This window comes from Chitinophaga sp. 05T412, from assembly GCF_056396465.1.
In genome coordinates, this window is sequence record NZ_JBFTLN010000005.1 from 24,179 (window position 1) to 47,415 (window position 23,237).

13 protein-coding genes are annotated in these 23,237 nt (G+C 45.3%); 3 read left to right on the plus strand and 10 right to left on the minus strand.

All coding sequences use genetic code 11. The annotated features are described in order from the left end of the window. Window position 1 precedes the first annotated feature (1 nt). Together AC1DFM_RS12590 and AC1DFM_RS12595 are read right to left on the minus strand one after the other, a co-directional pair. Window positions 2-1,762 carry an ABC transporter ATP-binding protein gene (locus AC1DFM_RS12590; RefSeq protein WP_477077087.1) on the minus strand — a complete coding sequence of 587 codons (1,761 nt, stop codon included), beginning with the start codon at window positions 1,760-1,762 and terminating at the stop codon, window positions 2-4. Window positions 1,763-1,938: 176 nt separating this feature from the next. Further along, entirely contained in the window at window positions 1,939-4,140 is a 2,202-nt protein-coding gene (locus AC1DFM_RS12595) for a hypothetical protein (RefSeq protein ID WP_477077088.1), read from the minus strand. A 380-nt stretch (window positions 4,141-4,520) separates the two neighbouring features. Here AC1DFM_RS12595 and AC1DFM_RS12600 point away from each other — a divergent pair, with 380 nt between their 5' ends. Beyond that, the gene (locus AC1DFM_RS12600) at window positions 4,521-5,204 is read left to right on the plus strand and encodes a response regulator transcription factor (RefSeq protein ID WP_079471020.1); all 684 of its coding nucleotides are present in this window, start codon (window positions 4,521-4,523) and stop codon (window positions 5,202-5,204) included. 207 nt (window positions 5,205-5,411) lie between these two features. Beyond that, window positions 5,412-6,464: a sensor histidine kinase gene (locus AC1DFM_RS12605; RefSeq protein WP_477077089.1), complete on the plus strand. Its 1,053-nt coding sequence runs from the start codon at window positions 5,412-5,414 to the stop codon at window positions 6,462-6,464. Window positions 6,465-6,583: 119 nt separating this feature from the next. Here AC1DFM_RS12605 and AC1DFM_RS12610 read toward each other — a convergent pair whose 3' ends face one another. After that, on the minus strand, window positions 6,584-7,912 hold the full coding sequence (locus AC1DFM_RS12610) for a porin (RefSeq protein ID WP_477077090.1): 1,329 nt from the start codon (window positions 7,910-7,912) through the stop codon (window positions 6,584-6,586). Window positions 7,913-8,084: 172 nt separating this feature from the next. On the opposite strand from AC1DFM_RS12610, the gene AC1DFM_RS12615 reads away from it, so the two are divergent. Further along, the gene (locus AC1DFM_RS12615; RefSeq protein ID WP_477077091.1) at window positions 8,085-9,008 is read left to right on the plus strand and encodes a helix-turn-helix transcriptional regulator; all 924 of its coding nucleotides are present in this window, start codon (window positions 8,085-8,087) and stop codon (window positions 9,006-9,008) included. On the opposite strand, the gene AC1DFM_RS12620 is transcribed toward AC1DFM_RS12615, so the two are convergent. From AC1DFM_RS12620 to AC1DFM_RS12650, 7 genes are all read right to left on the minus strand, one after another. Further along, window positions 9,005-10,489, minus strand: coding sequence for an MBOAT family O-acyltransferase (locus tag AC1DFM_RS12620; protein WP_477077092.1), 1,485 nt, complete (start codon window positions 10,487-10,489; stop codon window positions 9,005-9,007). The genes AC1DFM_RS12615 and AC1DFM_RS12620 overlap by 4 nt on opposite strands. Beyond that, complete coding sequence (locus tag AC1DFM_RS12625) at window positions 10,476-11,753, minus strand: GDSL-type esterase/lipase family protein (RefSeq protein ID WP_477077093.1); 1,278 nt, start codon at window positions 11,751-11,753, stop codon at window positions 10,476-10,478. The genes AC1DFM_RS12620 and AC1DFM_RS12625 overlap by 14 nt, the downstream gene beginning before the upstream one ends. Then, window positions 11,728-13,131 carry an SGNH/GDSL hydrolase family protein gene (locus tag AC1DFM_RS12630; protein ID WP_477077094.1) on the minus strand — a complete coding sequence of 468 codons (1,404 nt, stop codon included), beginning with the start codon at window positions 13,129-13,131 and terminating at the stop codon, window positions 11,728-11,730. Before AC1DFM_RS12630 ends, AC1DFM_RS12625 begins: the two co-directional genes overlap by 26 nt. A 21-nt stretch (window positions 13,132-13,152) precedes the next feature. After that, a complete protein-coding gene (locus tag AC1DFM_RS12635; protein ID WP_477077095.1) occupies window positions 13,153-13,728 on the minus strand; it encodes a glucosaminidase domain-containing protein in 576 nt (191 codons plus the stop codon). Between the two features lie 328 nt (window positions 13,729-14,056). Next, complete coding sequence (gene aspS / locus AC1DFM_RS12640) at window positions 14,057-15,805, minus strand: aspartate--tRNA ligase (protein ID WP_477077096.1); 1,749 nt, start codon at window positions 15,803-15,805, stop codon at window positions 14,057-14,059. A 144-nt stretch (window positions 15,806-15,949) separates the two neighbouring features. Beyond that, window positions 15,950-16,984 carry an NAD(P)/FAD-dependent oxidoreductase gene (locus AC1DFM_RS12645; RefSeq protein WP_477077097.1) on the minus strand — a complete coding sequence of 345 codons (1,035 nt, stop codon included), beginning with the start codon at window positions 16,982-16,984 and terminating at the stop codon, window positions 15,950-15,952. Between the two features lie 72 nt (window positions 16,985-17,056). Continuing rightward, window positions 17,057-23,122, minus strand: a complete 6,066-nt coding sequence (locus AC1DFM_RS12650; RefSeq protein ID WP_477077098.1) for an alpha-2-macroglobulin family protein — start codon at window positions 23,120-23,122, stop codon at window positions 17,057-17,059. Window positions 23,123-23,237: the final 115 nt, after the last annotated feature.

Consider the following 23,237-nt stretch of genomic DNA (forward strand, 5'->3'; position numbering starts at 1 on the left):
GTTATACTTTGCTAACGTTGAACTGCATACTATGTAGTTTGTAATAAAACCCTTCCAGTCGTAACAACTCTTCGTGGGTACCCATTTCTTTAATTTCACCTTTGTCCAGTACAATAATCTTGTCGGCCTTACTGATGGTGGACAACCGGTGTGCAATAATGATGGCGGTACGATCGGCAATGAGCTTATCGATGGCTTGCTGGATCATCATTTCAGATTCTGTATCTACTGAAGAGGTAGCTTCATCCAGCACCAGGATCGCCGGATTATACAGGAGGGCACGTACAAAGGAAATCAACTGCCGCTGACCAAGAGATAAGGTGCTCCCCCGCTCCATCACCTGGTAATTGTAGCCACCAGGCAACTGCATAATGAAATCATGGATGCCAATGAGCTTAGATGCACTCTCTACCTGCTCTGGCGTGATATTGCTGTTATGCAGCGTAATATTATCGTAAATAGATCCGGCAAACAGGAATACATCCTGTAACACCACCCCTATTTTGCTGCGCAACGATTCAAGGGAATACGATGGCAGATCTATTCCATCAATTTTAATGCTTCCCTGCTGAATTTCGTATAGCCGGTTCAGGATACTGATGATGGTGGTTTTACCGGAGCCGGTATGTCCTACTATGGCCACGGTGTCGCCGGGTTTAGCATGGAAGCTGACATTCTTCAGTACATAACGGTCCTCTACATACGCAAAACAAACGTTATCGAAAGTGATCGCACCTTTCATATTTTCCGCCCGCTCCTTGCCATTGTCGGGGATATAGTCCTGGTTGTCGAGCACTTTAAAAACGCGCTCGCTGGCCACCATTCCCATCTGCAGCGTATTAAATTTATCTGCCAGCATACGTAATGGTCTGAACAGCATATTCAGGTACATAATAAAAGCAATCATTACGCCCTGCGTTACTTCGTAGTTTAATACCTTATTAGCGCCCCACCATACCATTAAACCCAGGGAAATAGCCAGGATAATTTCCACTACCGGGAAAAATACGGAATAGGCAAAAATGGCGTCTATATTCGCTTTGCGATGCTCTTTGTTAATGTGTTTAAAGCGGGCAAATTCCCTTTTCTCTCCTGTAAAGGCCTGTACTACCACCATACCAGTGAGGTGTTCCTGTACAAAGGCGTTGAGTGCCGCAACGGCGTTGCGCACCCGGTAAAAAGATTTATTTACACTTTCTTTAAAAATGTAAGTCGCAAAAATTAATATCGGAAAGGGCGAAAGACTAATCAGCGTCAGGCGCCAGTCTTCTATAAACATCACCACCAGAATAGCCACTATCATCAATAAATCCGCCACAATAGAGATAATCCCTTCTGAAAAAACGTCATTAATGGCTTCAATATCATTGATGGTACGGGTAGTGAGTGTACCAATAGGCGTTTTGTCAAAAAAGGCCAGGTTCAGGTGCACTATCTTTTTATATACCGTTACCCGCAGATCCTTTACCACCGACTGTCCCAGCCAGTTAGTCAGATAAGAAAAGAAGAAGCGCACAATCGTTTCCAGTATCAGCAATCCCACCTGTACAATCGTTACCAGCAGCAACATTTGCATCAACTGGTTGGCAATGTATTTATCTACCGTTACCTGAATCAGGTAAGGGCGTAAGGGAGATATAGCGGCTAAAACAACCGTTAATACCATGGATATGTAGAAGGAGCGTTTGTAGGGGGCTGCGAACGAGAATATGCGCCGTAATAAACTAAAATCGAATACTTTCTTTACCGCAAGATTTTCCAATGTGCCAGGAGGTTTATTTGTATTATACAACAAACCTACGATAAATAGCAGAAAGCTGAAAGCATAAAGCAAAAAGCTATTAAAGCGAATGACCGGAGCGAGTATTCATCATTATTGAATCGCTCCGGTCATTCGCTTTAATAGCTTTTTGCTTTATGCTTTCTGCTTTCTGCTGACTATTTTTTCTCGTCCTTCATGATTTGCTTGTATGCCTTGATGAAGATGGCACCGAGGTTTTTATGCGGTGGTACATAATCACTGAACAGGTCTTTGTTACGGGCGTCTCCGGCAAATCTTTTTGTCAGCTGTGCCCACATAATCACCCAGTCTACATTTTTACCGGCGCGTACCTGGTCCTCCAGTGTATGAATGATTGGTTCGTTTACGAAACGGGTACCCACCTGTTTAGAAGAGATGATATGTGCTTCCGGAGATTTTTCCAATACAGTAGCGAGGTTATGATAACCACCACAGGAACCCAACAGTACAATTTTTGCAGAGCTTTGCAGGTTCTCGAGGGTAGTATTGATATGATAACTGTGACCACGGTGAATGAAAATGGTAGGGTGTATATCATGTTCATCCAGGTATTCGGAAAGTTTCTGAATAGCTTCTTTATCTGCTGGCTCATCGGTAGGCAGATTCGCAAAAATAGTAGTAGGTCGGCCTTTGGTGGAAGTAATGGTAGTCCAATACTTATTTTTGCTGACTCTCCACTCGGCGCCAGKGAAATTAGTCATGAAGCTGGCGTAAGACTCCTGTCCGTCTTTATCTCCATAGAAAAATACCTGCTGGTAAATTCTGCCGCTATCACTTTCCAATGCTGCGGAAGACACAAAGTTGATCGGTGGCAACTGCAGCTTGCTGGCCATATCTGTTGCTTTAGAAGAATCATTTTCATCTTTCGACTCGGTTTCGAACAGGCTGCTCAATAACTGGTAAATAACAGTACCACGCTTATCATCGTGTTTTCTCACGTAAGCCAGATTCTTCTTTACTTCTGACCGCAGGAATTCCAGCAGCTTCTCATCACGGATGCTACCGAAGGAATTCGCTACGTCTACCGCATCTTCCAGATCTTCCGTTTTCTCCAGGTTCTGCACATATTTCTGCATGAGATAGTTGGAGTTGTCCGGTGCCATAGACTTCAGGAAGTTGTCCAGGGTATTGAAGCCGGCAGCCATCGCGATGAACTTCTTGAAGCGGTCAAAGTTCACCATCATCAGTAAGCTGTCGCCACGGGGTGGCTTCATACGAATCATCATCTGGTCGTATAAGCCAGCGTTGTTGTGATTGGTATAACTGGAAGTATATAACTCCTCCTGACCGTTGATGATCAGGTAGTACAGTTCTTCGGGTGTAAAAACTTTAACGCTGGCGAAGCGAACGGGTGCTGGCTCTTCGTGCAAATCATTCACATCGCGGATATACAGCAGTGATTTCGCCTGCATATTTTCCATCATCGCTTTCAGTCCGAATGGATTTTTGCCTTCGTTTTTCAGCTTTTGTAAGGCGATGGTGGATTTCACCATTTGCTTATAATACTGGTAATCGTTGTCTACGATGCCTTCCAGCTTTTCCACAGTAGTGGTGCCGGCCAGTATTTCATCGATAAAAGGCAATATTTTGGTGCTTTGTGGCGACTGTCCGATACGTACAATGGTTTGTACAATAGGGTCCTGATTGCGCTTGATCACGTTCGCCATTGGCGTAAAGGAAGTAGCATAGGTCAGTATCTGGTTAGGATATTTCCGTGCTACTGCCGCAATGATAGAGTCGATACCTGGATAATTCATGTATTCTGCCAGTTTAGGCATCACTGTTTCCAGGTTATTGAAAGCGTATTTGGTAAACACTTGTCCTTTGGCTTCTTTGTAGCCGGAGTTGTCCTGGAAGGCTTCTATCAGTCTTTCAGACCCTTCATACGACAGGTGCTGGATATAAGGCAGGATGCTTTGGCCTTTGATGTCGGCGTGCATCATATTGCGGTATGCCTGCACCATAGCGGGGGCTTCTTCCGGATCGATGTTATGATGGGCGCGTTTCTGATTGTAGTCTTTCAGCATCATGTAGATGCCGGAGAGGTACTTAACTTTCAGGCGGTGGTCCAATGCATCGTTGTCTTCAATTTCCTGCTGCATGTCATCCACTTCTTTCAGAAGGGCATTGGTGACTTGCAGGTTAATGGTTTGATCGTCTGATACCTTTACGAGGTCGTCTGCCTTACCATCGAATTTAGCGGCGGCAGCCTGTTCTTTGTCGATGTTATCATGAAATCCCTGTCTGCTGATCGGAATTGGATGATGGCTGCTGCTTTGTGCCTGTAGCTGGCTGACTGCCAGTACAGTCAGCGATAATATTAATAGAAATCTTCTCATACTAAATGATCTTTTCCCGAGACCCAGATAGCAAATTTACAACCAAAATACAGAGTTTGCCAGTGTTGTGTTACTATCTTTTGTTTTTAAAGCAAAAACACATATAATAATTATATCTATGATCGATATTTGCCATTTTTGGGCCATTATTTCGAACTATGGACCGATTAAAAAATTGCAAAAGGATCGCGTCTTTAACAATCAGCCCCGTATGAATAGTGAATATTCGTCATGTAGTTGGTATATTGTTATTTGGCGTACCTTGCCGGTAGTCTCGGAAAACCAAGCTGATATTGAATTAACAATTTCATAATGTTAATTTTCCATTAATCACGGGAATGGCTTTATAATTTTGTCCCGTCTTTTTAAAAGCAAAATTTATGATAGACCAAGCGGTTGCAGGAAAAATTCTGGTTGTAGATGACGAGTTGGATATTCTGGAAATTATCAGTTACAATCTAAAAACAGCGGGTTATGATACCGTAACTGCGAAAGACGGAAGCGAGGCTATCCAGAAAGCAAAAATATTCAGACCGGATCTGATTATGCTGGATATCATGATGCCTAACAAAAACGGCATTGATACCTGCCGTGAAATCAGGAAAATCCCTGAGTTCAAAGATACGATGGTATTATTTTTAACCGCCCTGAACGACGAGAAATCAGAAGTAGATGGCCTGAACATGGGAGCGGATGATTACATTGCCAAACCCATCAAACCCAAATTGCTGGTTAGCAGAATCAACGCGCTTTTCCGCCGTTTACACAAGCCGGAAGAAACACGGGTAACCCTCGGTGATCTGATTATTGACCGCGAAAAATTTACCGTTACCTACAAAGGACAGGAAATAATTCTGGCCAAGAAAGAATTCGAATTACTACAGTTACTCGCTTCCAAACCTGGTCGTGTATTCCTGCGTAACGAAATTCTGAACCAGGTATGGGGTACAGAAGTCATTGTAGGCGATCGCACCATCGATGTGCATATCCGTAAAATACGCCAGAAAATAGGCATCGATTTAATTACTACTGTAAAAGGAGTAGGTTATAAATTCGAGATGTAAGCACCCGCAGCTGTTAGCATTTAGCTGCTAGCTGCGCGGGCTAAACAGATTGCCCTGACATCTCCATCTCAAATTCAGTTTTCTGAAAATTTTCCACCAAAACACTCGTTGGCTAGTAGCTAAAAGCTGGTAGCCAACAGCTTTTCTATGGTAAGTAAGAAATTTAAAGTAATTTCCCATTATTATACTAATTACTCACTTTGGAGTATGTTTAAAGCAAAAAACCTATCCCCGCAAAAGTTAGCGGGATTTACCGCCCTCGTGATATCAGCTATCATCGCATTGGGCAGCCTTCTGGTGGACGGCAAGTGGCAAGTAGTAGTGGGCGCTTTCGTGCTAACCTTTCTTGTATCCTATTATCTGTATCTGTATACGCTGCAGAATTTTATTTACAGGAAAATAAAGCTGATTTACAAATTCATTTATCAAACCAAGGCTTCTAAAAGGGAAGAATTTTTTCAGAAAAATATTCTCCCCCTGAAAACCATTGAAGAGGTAAGTGAAGATGTGGAAAAATGGGCCAGTCAGAAGAAAGAAGAACTGGAAAACCTCCGCCGGAATGAAGAATTCCGGAAGGAATTCCTGCTGAACCTTTCCCATGAACTGAAAACACCCATCTTCGCTGTACAGGGCTATATCCACACCCTGCTGGATGGCGCACTGGAAGATCCCAACGTAAATAAACTCTTCCTGAAAAATGCGACCAAAAACATTGATCGCCTTTGCCGCCTGATCGATGACCTGGACGAAATATCCAAACTGGAAAGCGGTGAAATGACCGTCAACGCCGAAGTATTTGTAATCCAGGACCTGATCAAAGATGTATTTGATACCCTGTCACTGAAAGCCAATACCAAAGGCATTAAATTCCATATCAAAAAAGGCTGCGAAGCACCTCAACCCGTGTTTGCTGATAAAGAAAAAATCAGACAGGTACTCATTAACCTGGTTGATAATTCCATCAAATACGGCAAGCCGGATGGTCATACCATTGCCAGCATTTACAGCATGGACGGCAAACGGGTACTGGTAGAAATATCAGATGATGGTATTGGAATGGCGGAAGAACACCTCCCTCGTGTATTTGAACGCTTCTATCGCACAGACAGAGCCCGCAGCCGCGATATCGGCGGTACCGGTCTGGGCCTGGCGATTGTAAAACATATTGTGGAAGCCCACGATCAATCTATCACCGTACGTAGCAAGCCTGAAATAGGCAGCACGTTTGGATTTACGATGGAGTCCGGAAGAGACGCGTAGAAAAGAATTACGAATTTCAAATTACGAATTACGGCTTAACAAGAAGATAGTAAACGCGAAGGTGATTCGCTTTGCTCTTCTTGTTAAGCCGTAATTCGTAATTTGAAATTCGTAATTCTTTAAAATCTGTACTGCATTCTGCAGGTCAGTACATTATCTTTCAAATCCTGCTTATACCCTTCCAGTTGTGTATCTTCATTGGTTACCCAATCATAGTAGAACATAAACTTCAGATGTTCGTTAGCATAATATAGATAGCCAACTCCCAGTGTGTTATAGCGTATATCCGCTGCCGTAAGCCCGGCGCCAGGTTCACCAATTTGTTTACCGGATACTTTCTTATTAGGATCATACCAATCATATTTTACCACTACCTGGTGCTGATCGCTGCCCAGGTTTTGGATGAAATACAGGTAGGCACCATCGAAACTGCGGATATATAGCGGTTGCGGCTTTCCTTGCGCGTTAACGGGTATCACTCCCGGTGTTTCTGTGGTAAGGGCGGTGGCGGTTTGTTGCCCACGAATATACTCTGCACGGAACTGTGTACTGCCTTTGCCGGGGCCATTGGGTATTTTCAGTTGTATATCTGCCCCATAGTAGTGCCTCGGGGCTATTTTTCCCATGTTGGTTGCGGAAGAATCCACCTGGTAGCCTGGCTTCCCATTCACCGTTCCCATGGTATAAATAACATTGGTAAACTGCTGCATACCACCGTATAACACGGATACACCACCCGATAATAATGCGCGATTTTTCAAGATTTTCCGGGGTTTTACGGCAATTCTGCCAATAAAGTCTTTATGACTATCGAAGTCGGTAGTGGCGGTAAGCCCCTGGCCGTTGAAGGCGCCGGCATCTATTCTCAGAAAACGTAACGGGTGGTCTTTACGCCGGGGTTCAAAAGTAATCATCGCCCCCAGGTCACGTTCCGTTTTCATCAGTATTTGCGACATACGACCCCTTTCCGGCGTTTCCCTGTCGGCAGACGAGAGATTGACCTCATACCCAAAAGGACGGGCAAACATCCCCCCTACAAGCGACAATACATTGAACTTGTTCTCAAAAAAACGTCCGTAGAAATCACGGATAAATACGCCCCGCTCGGTACCGTCAAACTGAAAGGCAAACTGCACAACGGGCATATCATATTTGTTGAAACGCTCGTAATCCATACGGATACGTCCCCTACGCAGGGTAAAACGGTTATCTACCGCTGCTCCAAAGTCGCCACCGGCATAGCTGGCCGCTCCCCTGGCCTGCGCCATCTGAAACTGAGGCTGAATATAGCCACTGAAGCGCAATGCATCGTACTTATGGTACATCGATATCATGCCCTTACCCAACTCGGTGGTGGTGTCAATCATGTCCATCAGGAATTGCGCATGAACAGCCAAAGAAGAGAATACTATGAAAACAACGATTGGAAAGATTCTGGCGATGCGCATCACGAAGTTTAATTATTGCGCAAAAGTATAGAATTAGCAATTATTTAATCTCAATAGGAAATAACTATTGTTAACTATTTGTTAATCCAACCCTGTTTCGGTAGCCATGGATCTTCAGAGTATCAAAATGAGTAGATTGGAATCCTCCTCCAAAATACCAAAATATGCCTCCATGAAAGCAGCCACTATTAACCATTGGGAGAAAAAGATACAACAGGCCATCGCATTATCTCATGACGACCCTTTCGGCGAAAGGGACTTGAAAACGGTAGCAGATATACTCGGTGAATCACTGKACAACTTCTCCCATAAGTTTGTTGAATTCTACGGTGAATCGTATATCCATTTTACCAAAAGACGCAGACTGGAAGCAGGTGCCGGCTATCTCCGCCACAGCGATTTCACCATCGGACAAATCAGTGAAATGTGCGGATATACACACTCCAGCTTCACCAAAGCATTCCGGGAAGTGTTTAATGAAGCGCCTATCAGCTTCCGCGACCGGATCTATCTGCCCAATGAAGAACATACCCTGGCACGTACCAAAATAGCGACTACGCCACATGACGATCCCAGTAGCCTCATTTTTACGCCGGATAGAACGGAAGACCTCCGGTTACCCGACTATGTGTTGTACTATAATATTCTTCCCCGTAATAATGATCCTGTGAGAAGTATGGTGGAGTATATGAGCATCTACCAACAACAGTTATATGCTATCAGAACCTCTTTGATGCTACCTGGCGCCATGGTCATCACCGGAACACTGGATGTAGTGCCAGTAACCAACTACGCTAAAATGATGATGTATGTGGGAATTATGGTGCCTGTCACGAAAGCATACGATATGGCCCATCTGCAGATCCGGTTGGCCTTCCAGGAAGCGTTTGGCTTATTTACCAAACACATTCCCGGAGGATACTATAAAAAGTTGCCGCTACCCATGAGCTTTGTGGCGGCCGGCCTGCCCATGTATGAATTCATTAACAACAGTTGCCGGGCCGGCTATTTTAAAATGAGTGGCAACCACTTCTTTATTTCATTAACCGGCGCAGAAAAATGTGAAATCTTCATTCCCTGGCAACGGCGATATTAGAACTGGAAATAGATCGGAATCATCGGCTGAGTACTCTTTACCTGCACCAGCAACCACATAAAAGCTACCATAATGGCTATGCTGCCGGCAACCGGTATGCGTCCCAAAATGCTTTCCATAGAGAATTCCGCTTTAGCCGGCAGGAAATGCAGCACAAAGCCCATTACCATTACCCAGAACACTGCCGTGTAACCATTATACAGTTCCATCGCTATTTCCGGCTGGAAATCATAGAACACCTGGTGTATCAGCGACCACGCATCGTGGAAGGTAGCGGCCTTGAAAAACACCCAACAGAAACATACAAAGTGGAAAGTGACCAGGATACCTACGATTTTGAAGATCGTTCCTTTGGCACCGGTGAATACTTTTTTACTTTTCTTCAGCCAGTCGATACGCACTTTGTCGATGGCCAATGCACCACCATGTAACGCCCCCCAGAAGATAAAGTTCCAGCTGGCGCCATGCCAGAAGCCACCAATCAGCATCGTTAACGCCAGGTTGATATACTGGCGTACCTTGCCTTTACGGTTACCTCCCAACGGAATATAGATGTAATCTCTTAACCAGCTGGACAAGGAAATATGCCAGCGGCGCCAGAACTCCGTAATAGAAGAACTCTGGTAAGGAGAATCGAAGTTAGGCGGAATTTTGAAGCCGGTCCACCGGGCAATACCCAGCGCCATATCGGAATAACCAGAGAAGTCACAATAAATCACTAACGCATATCCATACACGCCTATTAAGCATTCCAGGCCCGTATGTTTGCTGGGATCATCGAAAATATATTGTACAAAGTTCTGGTAGATAAAATCCGATATCACTATTTTCTTAAATAACCCGGCCATGATCAGGTACATCCCCTTCCCGATGTCTTCTGAATTCAAACGATAAGGCTGGGAAATCTGTGGTATAAAATCGGCCGCACGCACAATTGGCCCCATCATCAGTTTAGGGAAAAACGACAGGAAAAACAGGTAATCCATGAAGTTGCTCACCGGCTTAATTTCATCCCGGTACACATCGATGGTATAGCTGAGGTTTTCGAACGTATAGAACGAGATGCCAATGGGCAGAATTAACTTCAGTGCCGAAATATGTCCGGCGGTAAAGTCGTTGATAATACCGATGAAGAAGTTGGTATACTTGAAATAAAACAGCAACCCGATATTAAGCAGGATGCTGAATATCAGCAATGATTTTTTGACTTTCTTATCATGACTTTGATGAATCCATCGCGACAGGTTAAAGTCAACAATAGCCGAAAGGATCACCAGGCCTACATAGTAGCCACAAGCCTTATAAAAGAAATAAAGGGAAAATATTGTGTATATCCATACCCTGGCCTGTTTGCTTCTGCTGGCAAGCAAATAGCAAAACATGAACAAGGCAAAGAAATAGAAAAAGAAGCCGCTGTTAAAGAGCACTGGATTTTTCTCGTCGTACAACAGCTCTGAAAGCAGTTCATTAACGTTGATCATTGGAGATAACTGAATTTTTCTTTGTTTGCTGTAAGTAATGTGAGTACGACTGTTGCAGGGCTTCGTACAATAATTGACCCTGTAACTGATATCCTCTCACATTGAAATGAATATGATCTGGCGCCCATGCTCCTGCAAATCTATCCTTCTGCGCTTTATTAACGGCATTAAAATTCCAGCAGGCAATGCCATGCTGTCTGGCATATCCCACGATTTGCTGTGTTACCATGGAGATATATGGATTAGGATAATACGCGGTGTGGTATATCATCCTGTATTTCTTCTTACCTACTTTCTTCCTCACGCCTTTTCTTACTGCCCGCATACAATCCGGAGGGGTAGTCAGCAGAATATTTACGGAAGGATTTTGTTCCCGGATGAGCGTTACGGCTTTATCTATTTCATCGCGGAAGGCAAGCGGGTCCAGTCGGCCATAGGCTTCATTTGTTCCCAGGGAGATGATCACAAGTTGTGGTTTCAACACGGCCATCTGCGCCAGGAGGATATTACTGATTTCATTATACTGCTGATACTGGGCGCCATTGATTCCAACGCTATGATACAGCACTCCATTACGTCCGTTTTGCATAACGGCGCCGTAAAAACGGAATGGGCCAGTACCGGTACCTTCCCATCTTACCTGAAACGATTGCGATGTCTGGGGAAAATCGAGGGTCGCCATGCTCAAGGTAGGCGAGCCTGGAAAAGGCGCAGGTGTTACCGTTACGGTGGCATCTGGCGTCACTATGGTATTGTTGGTATTGCCGGCGTCGTATAGCAGTTGCACCTTACGGAAGTTGTTATCCATGGCGCCGTCCGGCTTTCCGGAGAAAGAAAGGGTGGGTGCTTCGTTTTGTGAAGTAATCACAATTGCGCCAGGCCCAAGTACATCCGACTTATTCCGGTCTACTACTCTTTCTGAAGACCATCTTACGGTGCTGTTCCATTTGAAATCTTCCGGACCGTTGGTACCTGCCAGGTTGTAGGGGAAAACATAGCCCCTGCCTGCATAACCTAATTGCTGTTGCAGCAATGAGGCGGTTGCCAATGGGAAATAACCAGCCTGCACATGGGAATCTCCCAGGTGAAGAATGGATATTACATTACTATCTGCTGCAGTGAAGGAATGAAAAACATTGTACAAAGCAGTGTCCTGCTGAATGCTGTTAACGTTTACCTGTTGTGCATAAGTTGTAATACCGGCGAGTAACAATGAAAACACTGCCACCCATTTTTTACTAAGGTTGTGCCAGTCTGTATTCATCCATAATAGCTTTATAAAGCAGCGCCCCTACTTTGGCTGCTCCGGTTCTGTTAAAGTGTGTATAGTCCTTGTTGGCCATCACTGTATCTCCCTCTACCCACTTTACCATGGAGCCTTCGCCGCCCATAGCGGCATAAAGGTTCCAATACGCGGTACCATGACCGACAGCCAGGTCGTGCTGTACTTTCAGCAATGCTTCTACACCTGGTGCGGTTATATATTTATCTGCTTTTCTGTAAGATTTATCGGCGGTACCGACCATCAGGAAAGAGGTTCCCGGCAAATCCTGCTTCAGGGAATCCATTACTTTCTTCATGGGACGTTCGTACCAGCTATAGTCAGTCAGTTCCGGGCGGAACAATACGTTGGCGCCATAGTGCATCACTACGAGGTCGTAAGGTCTTTCCTGTTGCATGCGGCGTACCATATCGGCAGACAGGTGGCCCAATTCCACTCCACTGATACCTCTGAAGGAGTAGTTATCTACATAAATTCCATTGCCGCTTTCAAAGCAAACACCATAGAAAGGCATGGCGCTGCCGGAATAACGCAGCATCACAGATGGTTGTGCTGTGTCTTGTTGCAGATCCAGTCTGTTTACCTCGGCATTGCCGGAAAGCGTATAGGCTTTATCGTTAATAGTAACGGTGCCTGCAGCAGTAGGGCCATACAGCAGGGATACTTCCTGGAACTTATCCAGCAGCGGCTTTTTCACCGGAGAATACTTCACCCAGCTGTTGCCACCAGGGTAAAAGGTATGTCCGGATAAACCGAGAGTAACATTGGAAGGGGGTGAATTTTTATAGTGGTAATCTTTCCAGTCGGTAGAAAAAGTGTGGGTGATAGTTGTTCTGAAAGATGCTACCACAGAGGTTACTGGCACAAAACCAACACCTGCGCCACCAAAGAATCGTTGTAAGCTGTCGCGGAGATCGCCGGTGATGAGATCACCTTCAATCATGGAGTCACCAAAATAAGCGATGCGTACTTTGCGGCGCTTGCCGGCTTTCAGTTCTCTGAGGGCTGCCAGGAATTGTTTCATCCCAACAATGGTATCGCCGGGTACCGGTGAGGCATATTCCATGATGCCATTGTACGACATAAAGTCGTGTGTATGGTCCGGATTAGGTACATGTGGGTTAGCAGCAATGCCAGTGCTGTCTAAACCAGAAAGCTTACTGCTGTCCTTTCCGGCAGCAGTAAGCTTTTGATTGTCCGGGGAAGCGGGATTTGTTCTCAGGTCTGATAACATATCCACTTTCCGGAATTGAAAGTCTTTATAAGAAAAGCTGTAATTAAGCTGTGACAGCCCAACCAGGCATACTAATGTTCCTAAAATGATATAGAACGGATAGGCAGACTTATTTTTGCCGGACATAGTTTAAAATCGGTTAGCATATCACCGGTCGCCTGCTGCCGGCATGCCTACGGTTAACCATTCTTTGGAGTCCGTTGCCACGCTATCCATGCTTGCGTCCAGCTTATACAGTTTATAGCGGTTAATAATGTTCGTCACTCTTCTGATCCATTCATGACCGGCAGAGGAATAGCCGCTATGGTTCATTTTCTTGAGCCAAACGGAAAATTCCGGATTACCTTTCATTTCTCCAAACCATTTTTTGCGAGCCAACATTTCCACGAAATGCTCGTAGGAAGCTACGTCGGTTACATATTGTTTGTACACGGACCTGTGTCCCGGTTTGATTTGCGACATGTTATTCTTGCCCACAATACCGAAGTGATTATGCAGCAATTTAGCATTTCTACTGGTTCCGGTACCAGATTCCAACATGGCTATTCCAAGAATAACACTGGCTGGAATACCAGTTTCCTGCATTAGTTCTACAGATACTGGTTTAAATTTCTTCAGATAATTGTTTATGGATTGTTGTGCAAACCCAACATTGCTGAGCATTAGCAATAATAACACCGCACATAACCATACTGTCCTCTTAAAGAATGTTGAAATTCTCATGGTAGTATTTTTTGTATCAGGTGATAGTTTTCTCTGTGTTTTCAGCATCACTTTTCTCCTCACATATCAACGATGATCACACCGCAATATTACTTTAAAAATTTAAATAATACGTCTCTTCGTCTTCTTATCTATCCCGTTAATCGTTTGTTAAAAATATTGTACCTTATATTAGTGTCAATCCCCTTTGATGCGGCAATTTGCCATACCAAAGGGGATTTTTGACTACAAAAGCCTTGCTTCTTGCAAAGACTATACCAACATCCCTGGTATGCTCCGGTCCGATAGCTTTTAGCTTTCTTTTATAATTTATGGCTGGTAGCAAGGGCTACTTCACCAGACTGATTCTCAACTCGTTAAGCTGATCCTGACTGATCTCAGCAGGCGCATCCATCATTACGTCACGACCTGAATTGTTTTTTGGGAACGCGATAAAGTCACGGATACCATCACTGCCACCCAATAGCGAACACAAGCGGTCAAATCCGAGGGCAATACCTCCATGTGGTGGTGCACCATATTCAAATGCGCCTAACAGGAAGCCAAATTTGTGTTCTGCCTCTTCTTTCGACATACCCAGGGCGGCGAACATTTTCTGCTGCAAATCGCGCTGGAAAATACGAATGGAGCCACCACCGATCTCTGTACCATTTAATACGATATCGTACGCATTCGCCTTAATTTTGCCGTATTGGGAACGATCGTCCATCAGGGCTATCTGCTCAGGCTTTGGTGACGTGAATGGATGGTGACGAGCTACCCAGCGATTTTCTTCTTCAGCGTACTCAAATAACGGAAAGTCTATCACCCACAACGGTTTAAACTCGTTTTTGTTGCGTAAACCGAGGCGTTCGCCCATCTCCAGGCGGAGTTCGCTGGCAGCTTTTCTAGTGCGCTCTTCCTTGCCAGCCAGCACCAGGATCAAATCTCCAGGTTGCGCCTGACATTTTTGCGCCCATAACTTTAATTGTGCCTCATCATAAAACTTATCCACAGAGCTTTTCAGGGTGCCATCTGTGTTGTAACGCACATACACCAGGCCACTCATACCAATTTGCGGACGTTTTACCCAGTCTGTCAGCTCATCCAGCTGCTTACGGGTGTATTCGGCACAGCCTGTTGCAGCAATAGCCACTACCAGTTCTGCATCATCAAATACCTTAAAGCCTTTATTTTTTACGGTATCGTTCATGTTTACCAGCTTCATTTCAAAGCGGATATCCGGTTTATCGTTACCATAATATTCCATCGCGTCATCGAATGTCATTCTTGGGAACGCATCCGGGAACTCGAGTCCTTTTATTTCTTTGAAGATGTGCTTCAGCATATGCTCAAAGGTGGTCAGGATATCTTCCTGCTCCACAAAGCTCATCTCACAGTCGATCTGTGTAAACTCCGGCTGACGATCTGCACGCAAATCCTCATCACGGAAACATTTTACAATCTGGTAGTAGCGGTCGTAACCACTTACCATCAGCAATTGCTTGAACGTTTGCGGCGACTGTGGCAAACCATAGAACTGGTTAGGGTTCATACGGCTGGGTACCACGAAATCGCGGGCGCCTTCCGGTGTAGAGTTAATCAGGAAAGGCGTTTCTATATCCATGAAACCAGCGCTATGTAAATAGTTACGTGCTACACGTCCTATATTATAACGCAGCTCCAGATTTTGTCTAACTGCATTACGACGCAGATCGAGGAAGCGGTACTTCATCCGCAGCTCATCGCCCCCATCGGTATCATCCTGGATGGTGAAAGGCGGTGTTTTAGCCGCATTGAGGATGGTAAAGTCGCTAACCGTGATTTCGATATCTCCGGTAGGAATATTTTTATTCTTGCTGGAACGCTCTGTAACAGTACCTTTTACCTGGATCACAAATTCACGGCCCAGGGGCTGTGCATCCAGCTTGGCATTCAGGCTTTCGCCGAACAACAATTGCGTAATACCGTACCGGTCTCGCAGATCAAAGAAATTGATGCTGCCAAACTTTCTTACTGTCTGAATCCATCCGGCCAATGTTACTTCCTGGCCCACCTGTTCCATTCTTAGCTCCCCGCAAGTGTGCGTCCTGTACATGCGTAAATAATTGATTTAGTTAGTTTTATGGTTGAAATACGGGAAAAGCTGTCATCAAATGGCGACCACTATCCAGTTGTTCACTTCTACCCATAAGGGGGGCAAAGATACGGTTTGGATCGGGCATTTTATCCCCGTAGTATGTTAAAAATATCGTTTCAGGGCTATTTCCGGCATCAGTGGCGTATTTGAAACAAGCACATCCTTGAAGTGAGCCGCCATAAAAGGCGCCAGCGAACATCCTTTGGTGCCAAGCCCATTGAATATACCGATAGCCGGATAATCCGGGTGAAAACCTGCAATAGGACGCCGGTCGTTGCCCGAAGGCCGCACCGCCGATAAATGCCCTACCACCTCATAAGGCGCCTTTAACAGCTGCGAAAGCCGCTGTTCCAATACTTCGCGCTGCAGCACCGTTGGATGGTCATCTTCATAATCCCATACAAAAGAAGATCCTGCCCAGAATACCCCATTTTCCTGGGGTACCAGGGTAATTCCCTTCTTAATAATATCTGTGGTCTCCAACCCAGGTACTTTTATCAGCAACACTTCCCCTTTATTCGGCAAAAATTTGACACGCTGAAAAAATGAAAGCGCCGTAGTGGCCACCCCGTCACAAAAAATAAGCTTGTCCGCCTGTATATCTCCATAAATAACCCCGGTGGGCGTTATTTCCAATGCGTTGACCTCAAAATGTGTTTCAGCCAATGCCTCCCGGTCTTTTAAATATTGCCGGTAGGCAGGTAACAGGGAAGGCAGGTTCACCGTAGCCCCATGCACCACAGCAGCTCCGAAAGGCTGATCCAGGAATGTTTCATACTTTAATGCCGCCGGTAATTCCGTATAGTCATTACCGGTAGTTTTATGCAGAAAGGCATCTCTCATTTGGGCAGATGGGAACACGGTCCATAGCTGACGTTCTGTGAAAACCGGCACCTGCAGCAAAGCCGAAAGCTGCAGATAGGTATCTTTTGCAAACGGATAAATAGTATCATACATCCAGGCCGGCTCAAAACGGCGGCCAGACACGGGGTTAATAATCCCGGCAGCCACCCTTGATGCACTGTTGGGTTTGGCGTCATCCATCACGATCACGCTTTTGCCCGCCTGAAGCAGGAACCAACTCAGCATGGTCCCCGCAATTCCCTGCCCTATAATAAGGTAATCTGCTTTCCTCATGATCACGCGAAGATATAAAAAGGGGGATTTCCGAAAATCGAAAATCCCCCCAAGGTTTGTTATTAGCAATATTTATTCTGTCACTTTCACGTTCAATCCACCACTGTGTGCAGTAAATTCCGGTGCATACATACACTGTGCTGTGCTGATGCCATTGGAGAACTTACCCTGATGGGTTACAAACAGCGTATATTCAAATACGTAAGTACCCTTCGGTAAATAGCTGAAGAAGAAATCAGTAGACGCATCTTTTGTGCTTTCATAATAGCTCAGACCATCCTGCCACTTACTGCTGCTGATAACATTGGTAGGCTCAAAACAAGCTGCCCGCATGTCTTTCAGATGAATGTATTCCATGGTACGGTCAGCACGCAGCACGATTCTTACTTTCACCTTGTCTCCTACTTTCAGTTCATTACCGTCTTCAATTTTAGTGAGTACCGGGCCTTTGTCGCTGTTGACTTCTTTATACAATTCCTTTTCCAGCACCAGCGGTGTTTGTGCAGCCGTGATCTTATCCAGTTCTTCAAAATACTGCCAGTACACAGCGCCCCAGGAAGGTTGCCCTTTGCTATCCTGCACGGTAACACTGATATTGCCCATATCTGGTTTCACTGATTTACCATCTATTTTCTCCTTGAAATATCCGGTACCAGCTTCAGTAGCAGCGGGCTTAATAGTGGTATTGCCTAATTGTACAGTTACCTGCGGATTGGCGGCCAACCAGTTGCTGCCTTGCAGTAACATGGCGTAGCAAGCGTCTGCAGTGGCTTTGGTGGTATGCCAGTTATTGGTTTGCTTGTTTTTCAGCAACCAGGTTTTCAGATCTGCTACGGCTGCTTCGTCTTTACCTACTGTCTGGAATGCCTCAATGAGCAAGGCCTGTGTTTCAATAGGCGCCTGCTCCCAGCGGTAGCCACCACTATTATCCTTCCAGTACATACCCATTTCCGGGCTGTTCATTGACGTTTCTTTCAGCGATTTTAATATAGCCTTTGGCGTTATGGCATCGTTCTTTTTGAACAGGAACAACGCAATCATTCCTTGTGAATATTTGTTCTGCTTAGTCCAGTACTGGCGGGCCTGTCCGTAGAAGAAATCAAATGATTTTTTCATGGCATCAGGTACCGGTTTATTAAAGAAACTACGTGCATACAGGTACTGGATTTGCTGGGCGCTAATTACTTCCCCTTTCATATTGCTTTTTGCATGTACCAGGTCGTAGTAATCTTTATCCAGCTTTTTATCCAGGTAGTCAATGGCTTTGTTCGCCATTGTCATTGCTGCATCATCGTCAATTTTTGCCAGTTGTTGCAGGTGGCCGATACCCGCCAATATATATTGGGTAATGTAGCGGTCTTCCCACATGCCGGTGAACCAAGAGAATGCGCCGTTAGGTAGCTGTTTTGCTGCCAGCTGCTCCAGTGCCTTCTTTCTTTCTGTCTGCATGTGTTGCAGATCAAACAGTAAGGCAATATTCTTTTTCTGTTGCGCTTCACTCTTCGCTTCCAGCACCCACGGTGTTTGCTGCAGTAATACTGCTTTCAGCTCTTCATTCTTTTGCAGATTGCTTTGCAGTGCTGCGGTATCTGAAATTTTCCATTTTTGGAAGATGTCTTTCAGACCGGGAGTAGCATTCGTGATATGCGTAGCCAGGGCATTGGCGTAGTAACGGTTAAATACCTGTTCTGCGCATTCGTATGGATACTCCATCAGGTAAGGCAACGACTGCACTGCATACCAGGCGGGATTGCTGGTGTATTCTACTGTTACCGCATGTTGCACCAATGTTTGAGAACTATCGCTGTGCAACAGTTTTCCGAAAGTAAAATCGTGCTTACCATCGCCTCTTACAGGCAGTGGCAGTGCTTCTGTTACCAGCATGCGGTTGGTCAGTACTGGCAATGCGTTTTCTTCTCCATCGCTGAAGTTGCTTGCTTGTGCAGTAACACGATAAATGAGCGCGCTCTGGAAACCATGAGGAATCTGGATCGGGAAGCTCACCAGTGTGCTTTGTCCTGCTTTGGCAGTGAAGTGTTGCAGCGGGAAAATATTCTGGAACCATCCGTCTACCGGCTGCAAGGTGTTGGCATCCAGTAATTCCAGATGCGCCTGGCCAATCAGTAAGGTATCGGAGAGATTACTCACTTTAGCAGTGAATTCCATTTTATCGCCTTCACGTACAAAGCGGGGCGTGTTTGGCTGCACCATCAGCACTTTCTGCGTAACGATGTTGGTGCTGGTCATGCCAAAGGCCAGGTCTTTTGTATGGGCCAATGCCTGGAAGTTCCATTTGGTGAGGGCTTCCGGCATGGTGAATTCGAAAGTGATGTTGCCGTCTTTATCAGTGCGGAGATCCGGGAAGAAGAAGGCGGTTTCCTGGAAGTTGGTGCGGATGGAAGAAGAAGGCGTTTCATTTTCACTGGCGTTACCAGTTCCAATTTTCTTCTTCATTATTTCTTTGTCCTGCGCCGGGACTGGGGCCGCTGCTGGCGGTACACCAGCACCTTTCGCATCTTCCGCGTATGCCACGTTCTCCACACTTGCAGCTACCATGCCGCCTCTTATACGCACATTTGACGCATTTTTCCTCAATGCTATTCCCGGTACGCGGCCACTTGAAGCAGGATGGCCCATCCATCCTCCATCTTCCATTGCCCAGTCAAACAAATTCAGCATATCATACGTTTTCGCTTCGCTGATATGATCAGGTGTTGCATGGTCGTAGATATAAGAGGACACTTGCATTTTAAAGTTCTCATTCCCCTGAAACTCCTTGATACCATATACACCAGGATAAATTCCAGGAATGTTCCAGCGGTGCGGTACGAAGGCATCTAAAGACGCATCGTACATAGATGCCAGCATTTCTGCCGCTACTTTTTCGTTTTTATATCCGGAGATCTGCGCGGTCCATTTTTCCTTTTCCCCTGGTAATAACTTATCACGATGCGTACCCAGTGTCACTTTCAGGTCTTTGTTACTCCATGGAACGGCGATGTTCATTTGCGCATTATACACGCGGTTGTCTTTTACAAACACGTAGGCCAGCTGCATACCTCCCCGGGTATTTTCCGTAATGGGGAATTCCAGTTTTTTGATGTCGGATAAAGACAGTTCAGAACGTTCTTCTTTGGTAACTGCAGTGATACTGGATTGAATGATATGGAGGTCTTTGGCAGATGTACCTAATAAGATTTCTGCTGTTTTCCCCGGTTCTATTTGCTCTGATGGCTGATATGACCAGAGGTAGCTGGGAGCCGACAGGTTTTTAGCCTTTACGTCAATCAATTCAAACACCGTTTTTTGAATAACGGGTTCATTGTTTTTATCTTTTGTACTTACCTCCAGTTCATAAAATCCGGGCGTTAATTTACTGGTATTGAAAGCAACCTTACCATCTTCCTTGCTGGCAAGGCTTTCGCTAACTACCGCTGCTAAACGAGGCCAGCTTTTGATATCATCTTCATCTTTATACACATCTACCGGAAACGCCTGTATGTAACTGGCTTCATCCATTACAAACTGGTCTGGTATATCCCAGAAACGGTGGCGTAACAACCGTTTGTTAGGCTGCAGCGGCTTCAGTTGTACCTGTAGCGTAGCTGATTCATAGGCGCCATTGAGGTTTTTAGAGAAGATTCTAATATCTGCCAGGTCCTTTTGCTCCATGCGATCCGGTGCAGTCACTGCAATTTCCATAGACTGATAACCGACGCTTACAGATTGATCGCTGCTGCGGGTTTCGCCATTCAAGTCCGTTACATCCGCATGTACTACGTAAGTAAAAATCGGTTTGTTAGCCGGGCTTACGGATTTATCCGCCAATGCCGGGAACTTCACGGTAAAGGCGCCGTTAGCATCTGTAGTGGTTTCTCCATGTATGATTTCACGGGAAGAACCGTATGGGATGGATATCTTATAAAATAACCACGGGTAAGGATAACGTACCCTGCGTTCTACTCTATACTTAACTTTAGCCCCGTCTATATTGTTACCTGCATAGGCCAGTGCTTTGGCAGTAGCAGTAACGGTATCGCCTAAACGATAACTGCTTTTTACGGTATCAAAGGCTACATAAAATTTAGGACGTTTATATTCCTCTACTTTGAAGTAAAGATGTGCGTTCGCGTTATCATCTCTCAGCGTAAACCCACCATTCATACGGCCTTCCGGCAAAGTAAATTTCCCGGAATAAGATCCGTACTCATTAGTGGTTAACTTGATGGAATCTACTTTAGTACCGTTTACATCATACAAACACAACGTGGTTTGGAAGTTGGGTAACGGATTACTTTGTGTTCCCATCATACGTTTCCTCAGTACAATGCCTTTAAAGTAGATCGTTTGACCAGGGCGGTAAATACTTCTGTCWGCAAAAAGAAATGTTTCTGGCGCGGGTTCTGTCGGTTTTTCGCTATTGTAACGATAGAAATATTTGTACTCATCGATATACAGTTCATCCCCCTCTTTTTTCCAGTGCATACGCAGGCTACCACCATTTTTAGTAGGCGTTACGCTTACGCTGCCGTCTTTCGCGGTTACCAGTGATTGATGCAGTACCCAGTTACCATATTCATTGCCATTTCTTTCCTTCATCACGTCTACCTTCACACCGCTTAATGGCTTACCACTACTACGATCGAGGGCATAGTAAATGCTGTCATTTTCTATATAACTGATGCCGGATACCCAGGTCAGGTGCATGGCAATCAGGTTTTCTTTCAGCGCAAACTTTGGATCAACACTGGACAACAGCATATAATGTCCTGCTGGCAAGGCGTCTACCTTAATTTCTGCTTTGTGATTGAGATAATCTTTAGGATCTGGTAAAGCCTGTTCCCATGTTTTTAATGCAGGGCGGGCTACCACCATTTTCCAATACGCATTTTCTTTGGCAGTATAGTCGTTTTGCGCCTTCTGTAAAGACTGTAGAAAAGGTTCGTCCACCTTCACCAGACGCAGGTATATTTTATTGATGTTTTGGTATTTCACCAGTGTGCGGAAAGGAAGACCGGGCACATTTACGCTTTCTGTTACCAGTTCCAGCGACATTTCTTTGATCTGGTCCAGGATATAGGCGCAAGCTGCACCGCCAGGAGATTTGGGCGCCAGCTGTATCGCTTTTTCACAGATGGCTAATGCCTTTTTCATCGCATCGCCTTTTCCTTCATTCTCAGATCTGCCCTGCTGGAAATAATAGTCGGCCTGTAACTGCAACACCTCCGTTACAGTAGGAAGGCCGTTGTAAGCCAGTTCCATCTGTTCGAGCGCTTTCAGATAAAGGGCTTCTTTATTTTCCATCACCGCTACCTGGTTCATGTAGGATACTCTTTCTACATCTATATCCAGCAAAGCGGTTTTATCTCCGGCATGCAAACGGATCAGTTCCTGCAAAACGAGCAGGGCCTGATATTGCAGGGAAGTGTTGTCGGTAGTGGTAAAGGTATGTCCTGCAAAAGTAGCTGCAGGTGCAAAAGCGACAGGATCTGTCAGCTCAAACTGGTTGGCTGGCTTAGTCATCCCTGCTTCGCCGGATTTGAAATATTCCAGGGCACGATGCGCCAACAAATCGTATAGGGTACCGCGTAACGCGCGGGTATTTCCTTTCACGATGATAGGATCAAAATCGGCCAGGTTCGTTTTTTCCAGCAGTGCCTTATCGGACAGGGAAGCCTGGTAGGCGAGGATCAGTTCCTGGTGTAGCCGGTCTGCCGTCCAGGTAGTGATATCCGTACTCTGATCGTTAGCGATAGCAGTGCGGTTATAAAACCGGTATCGGTTGTTATTAAAATACCGGAACAGCATTTCGGCTCTGATACTTTGCAGGATGGCTTTCTGAGCCCCGGTGGCAGCGGCAATCTGCTGTTCCATTTTCTGGAGATTCTGCAGGGTACTGCTGTCGTTGATGGCTGCATTGTACTTCAGCTGAAAGATCAGGGCTTTGATTTGTTGCACCGTGGCCTTGTCTTTCACGGCATGGGCGTAGATGTCGTTCGCGATCTCCAGGGCCGACTTAGGCAGCCCTTTTTCTTCGAGCGCCGCTATTTTCTTCCAGGAGTTATCATAATTAAACTGGGCCATCATCTTATTACTACTAAAGATTAAAACAATGAATATTCCGATGAATAAACGCATATAGGATCATTTATTTACATTAAGTTACTGCTTTTAGAGAGGATGCAGACCTTCGCATGGTTTCCATAAATCAGGGTACAAAAAAAGGTGAAAAGTGATGGAATACTCCGCGTCA

Bases quoted from the DNA above. Each gene is read 5' to 3' on its own strand.
- AC1DFM_RS12600 (WP_079471020.1), top strand. From the start codon at position 4,521: ATGATAGACCAAGCGGTTGCAGGAAAAATTCTGGTTGTAGATGACGAG.
- AC1DFM_RS12605 (WP_477077089.1), top strand. From the start codon at position 5,412: ATGTTTAAAGCAAAAAACCTATCCCCGCAAAAGTTAGCGGGATTTACC.
- AC1DFM_RS12610 (WP_477077090.1), bottom strand. From the start codon at position 7,912: ATGCGCATCGCCAGAATCTTTCCAATCGTTGTTTTCATAGTATTCTCT.
- AC1DFM_RS12620 (WP_477077092.1), bottom strand. From the start codon at position 10,489: ATGATCAACGTTAATGAACTGCTTTCAGAGCTGTTGTACGACGAGAAA.
- AC1DFM_RS12625 (WP_477077093.1), bottom strand. From the start codon at position 11,753: ATGAATACAGACTGGCACAACCTTAGTAAAAAATGGGTGGCAGTGTTT.
- AC1DFM_RS12630 (WP_477077094.1), bottom strand. From the start codon at position 13,131: ATGTCCGGCAAAAATAAGTCTGCCTATCCGTTCTATATCATTTTAGGA.
- AC1DFM_RS12635 (WP_477077095.1), bottom strand. From the start codon at position 13,728: ATGAGAATTTCAACATTCTTTAAGAGGACAGTATGGTTATGTGCGGTG.
- aspS (WP_477077096.1), bottom strand. From the start codon at position 15,805: ATGTACAGGACGCACACTTGCGGGGAGCTAAGAATGGAACAGGTGGGC.
- AC1DFM_RS12645 (WP_477077097.1), bottom strand. From the start codon at position 16,984: ATGAGGAAAGCAGATTACCTTATTATAGGGCAGGGAATTGCGGGGACC.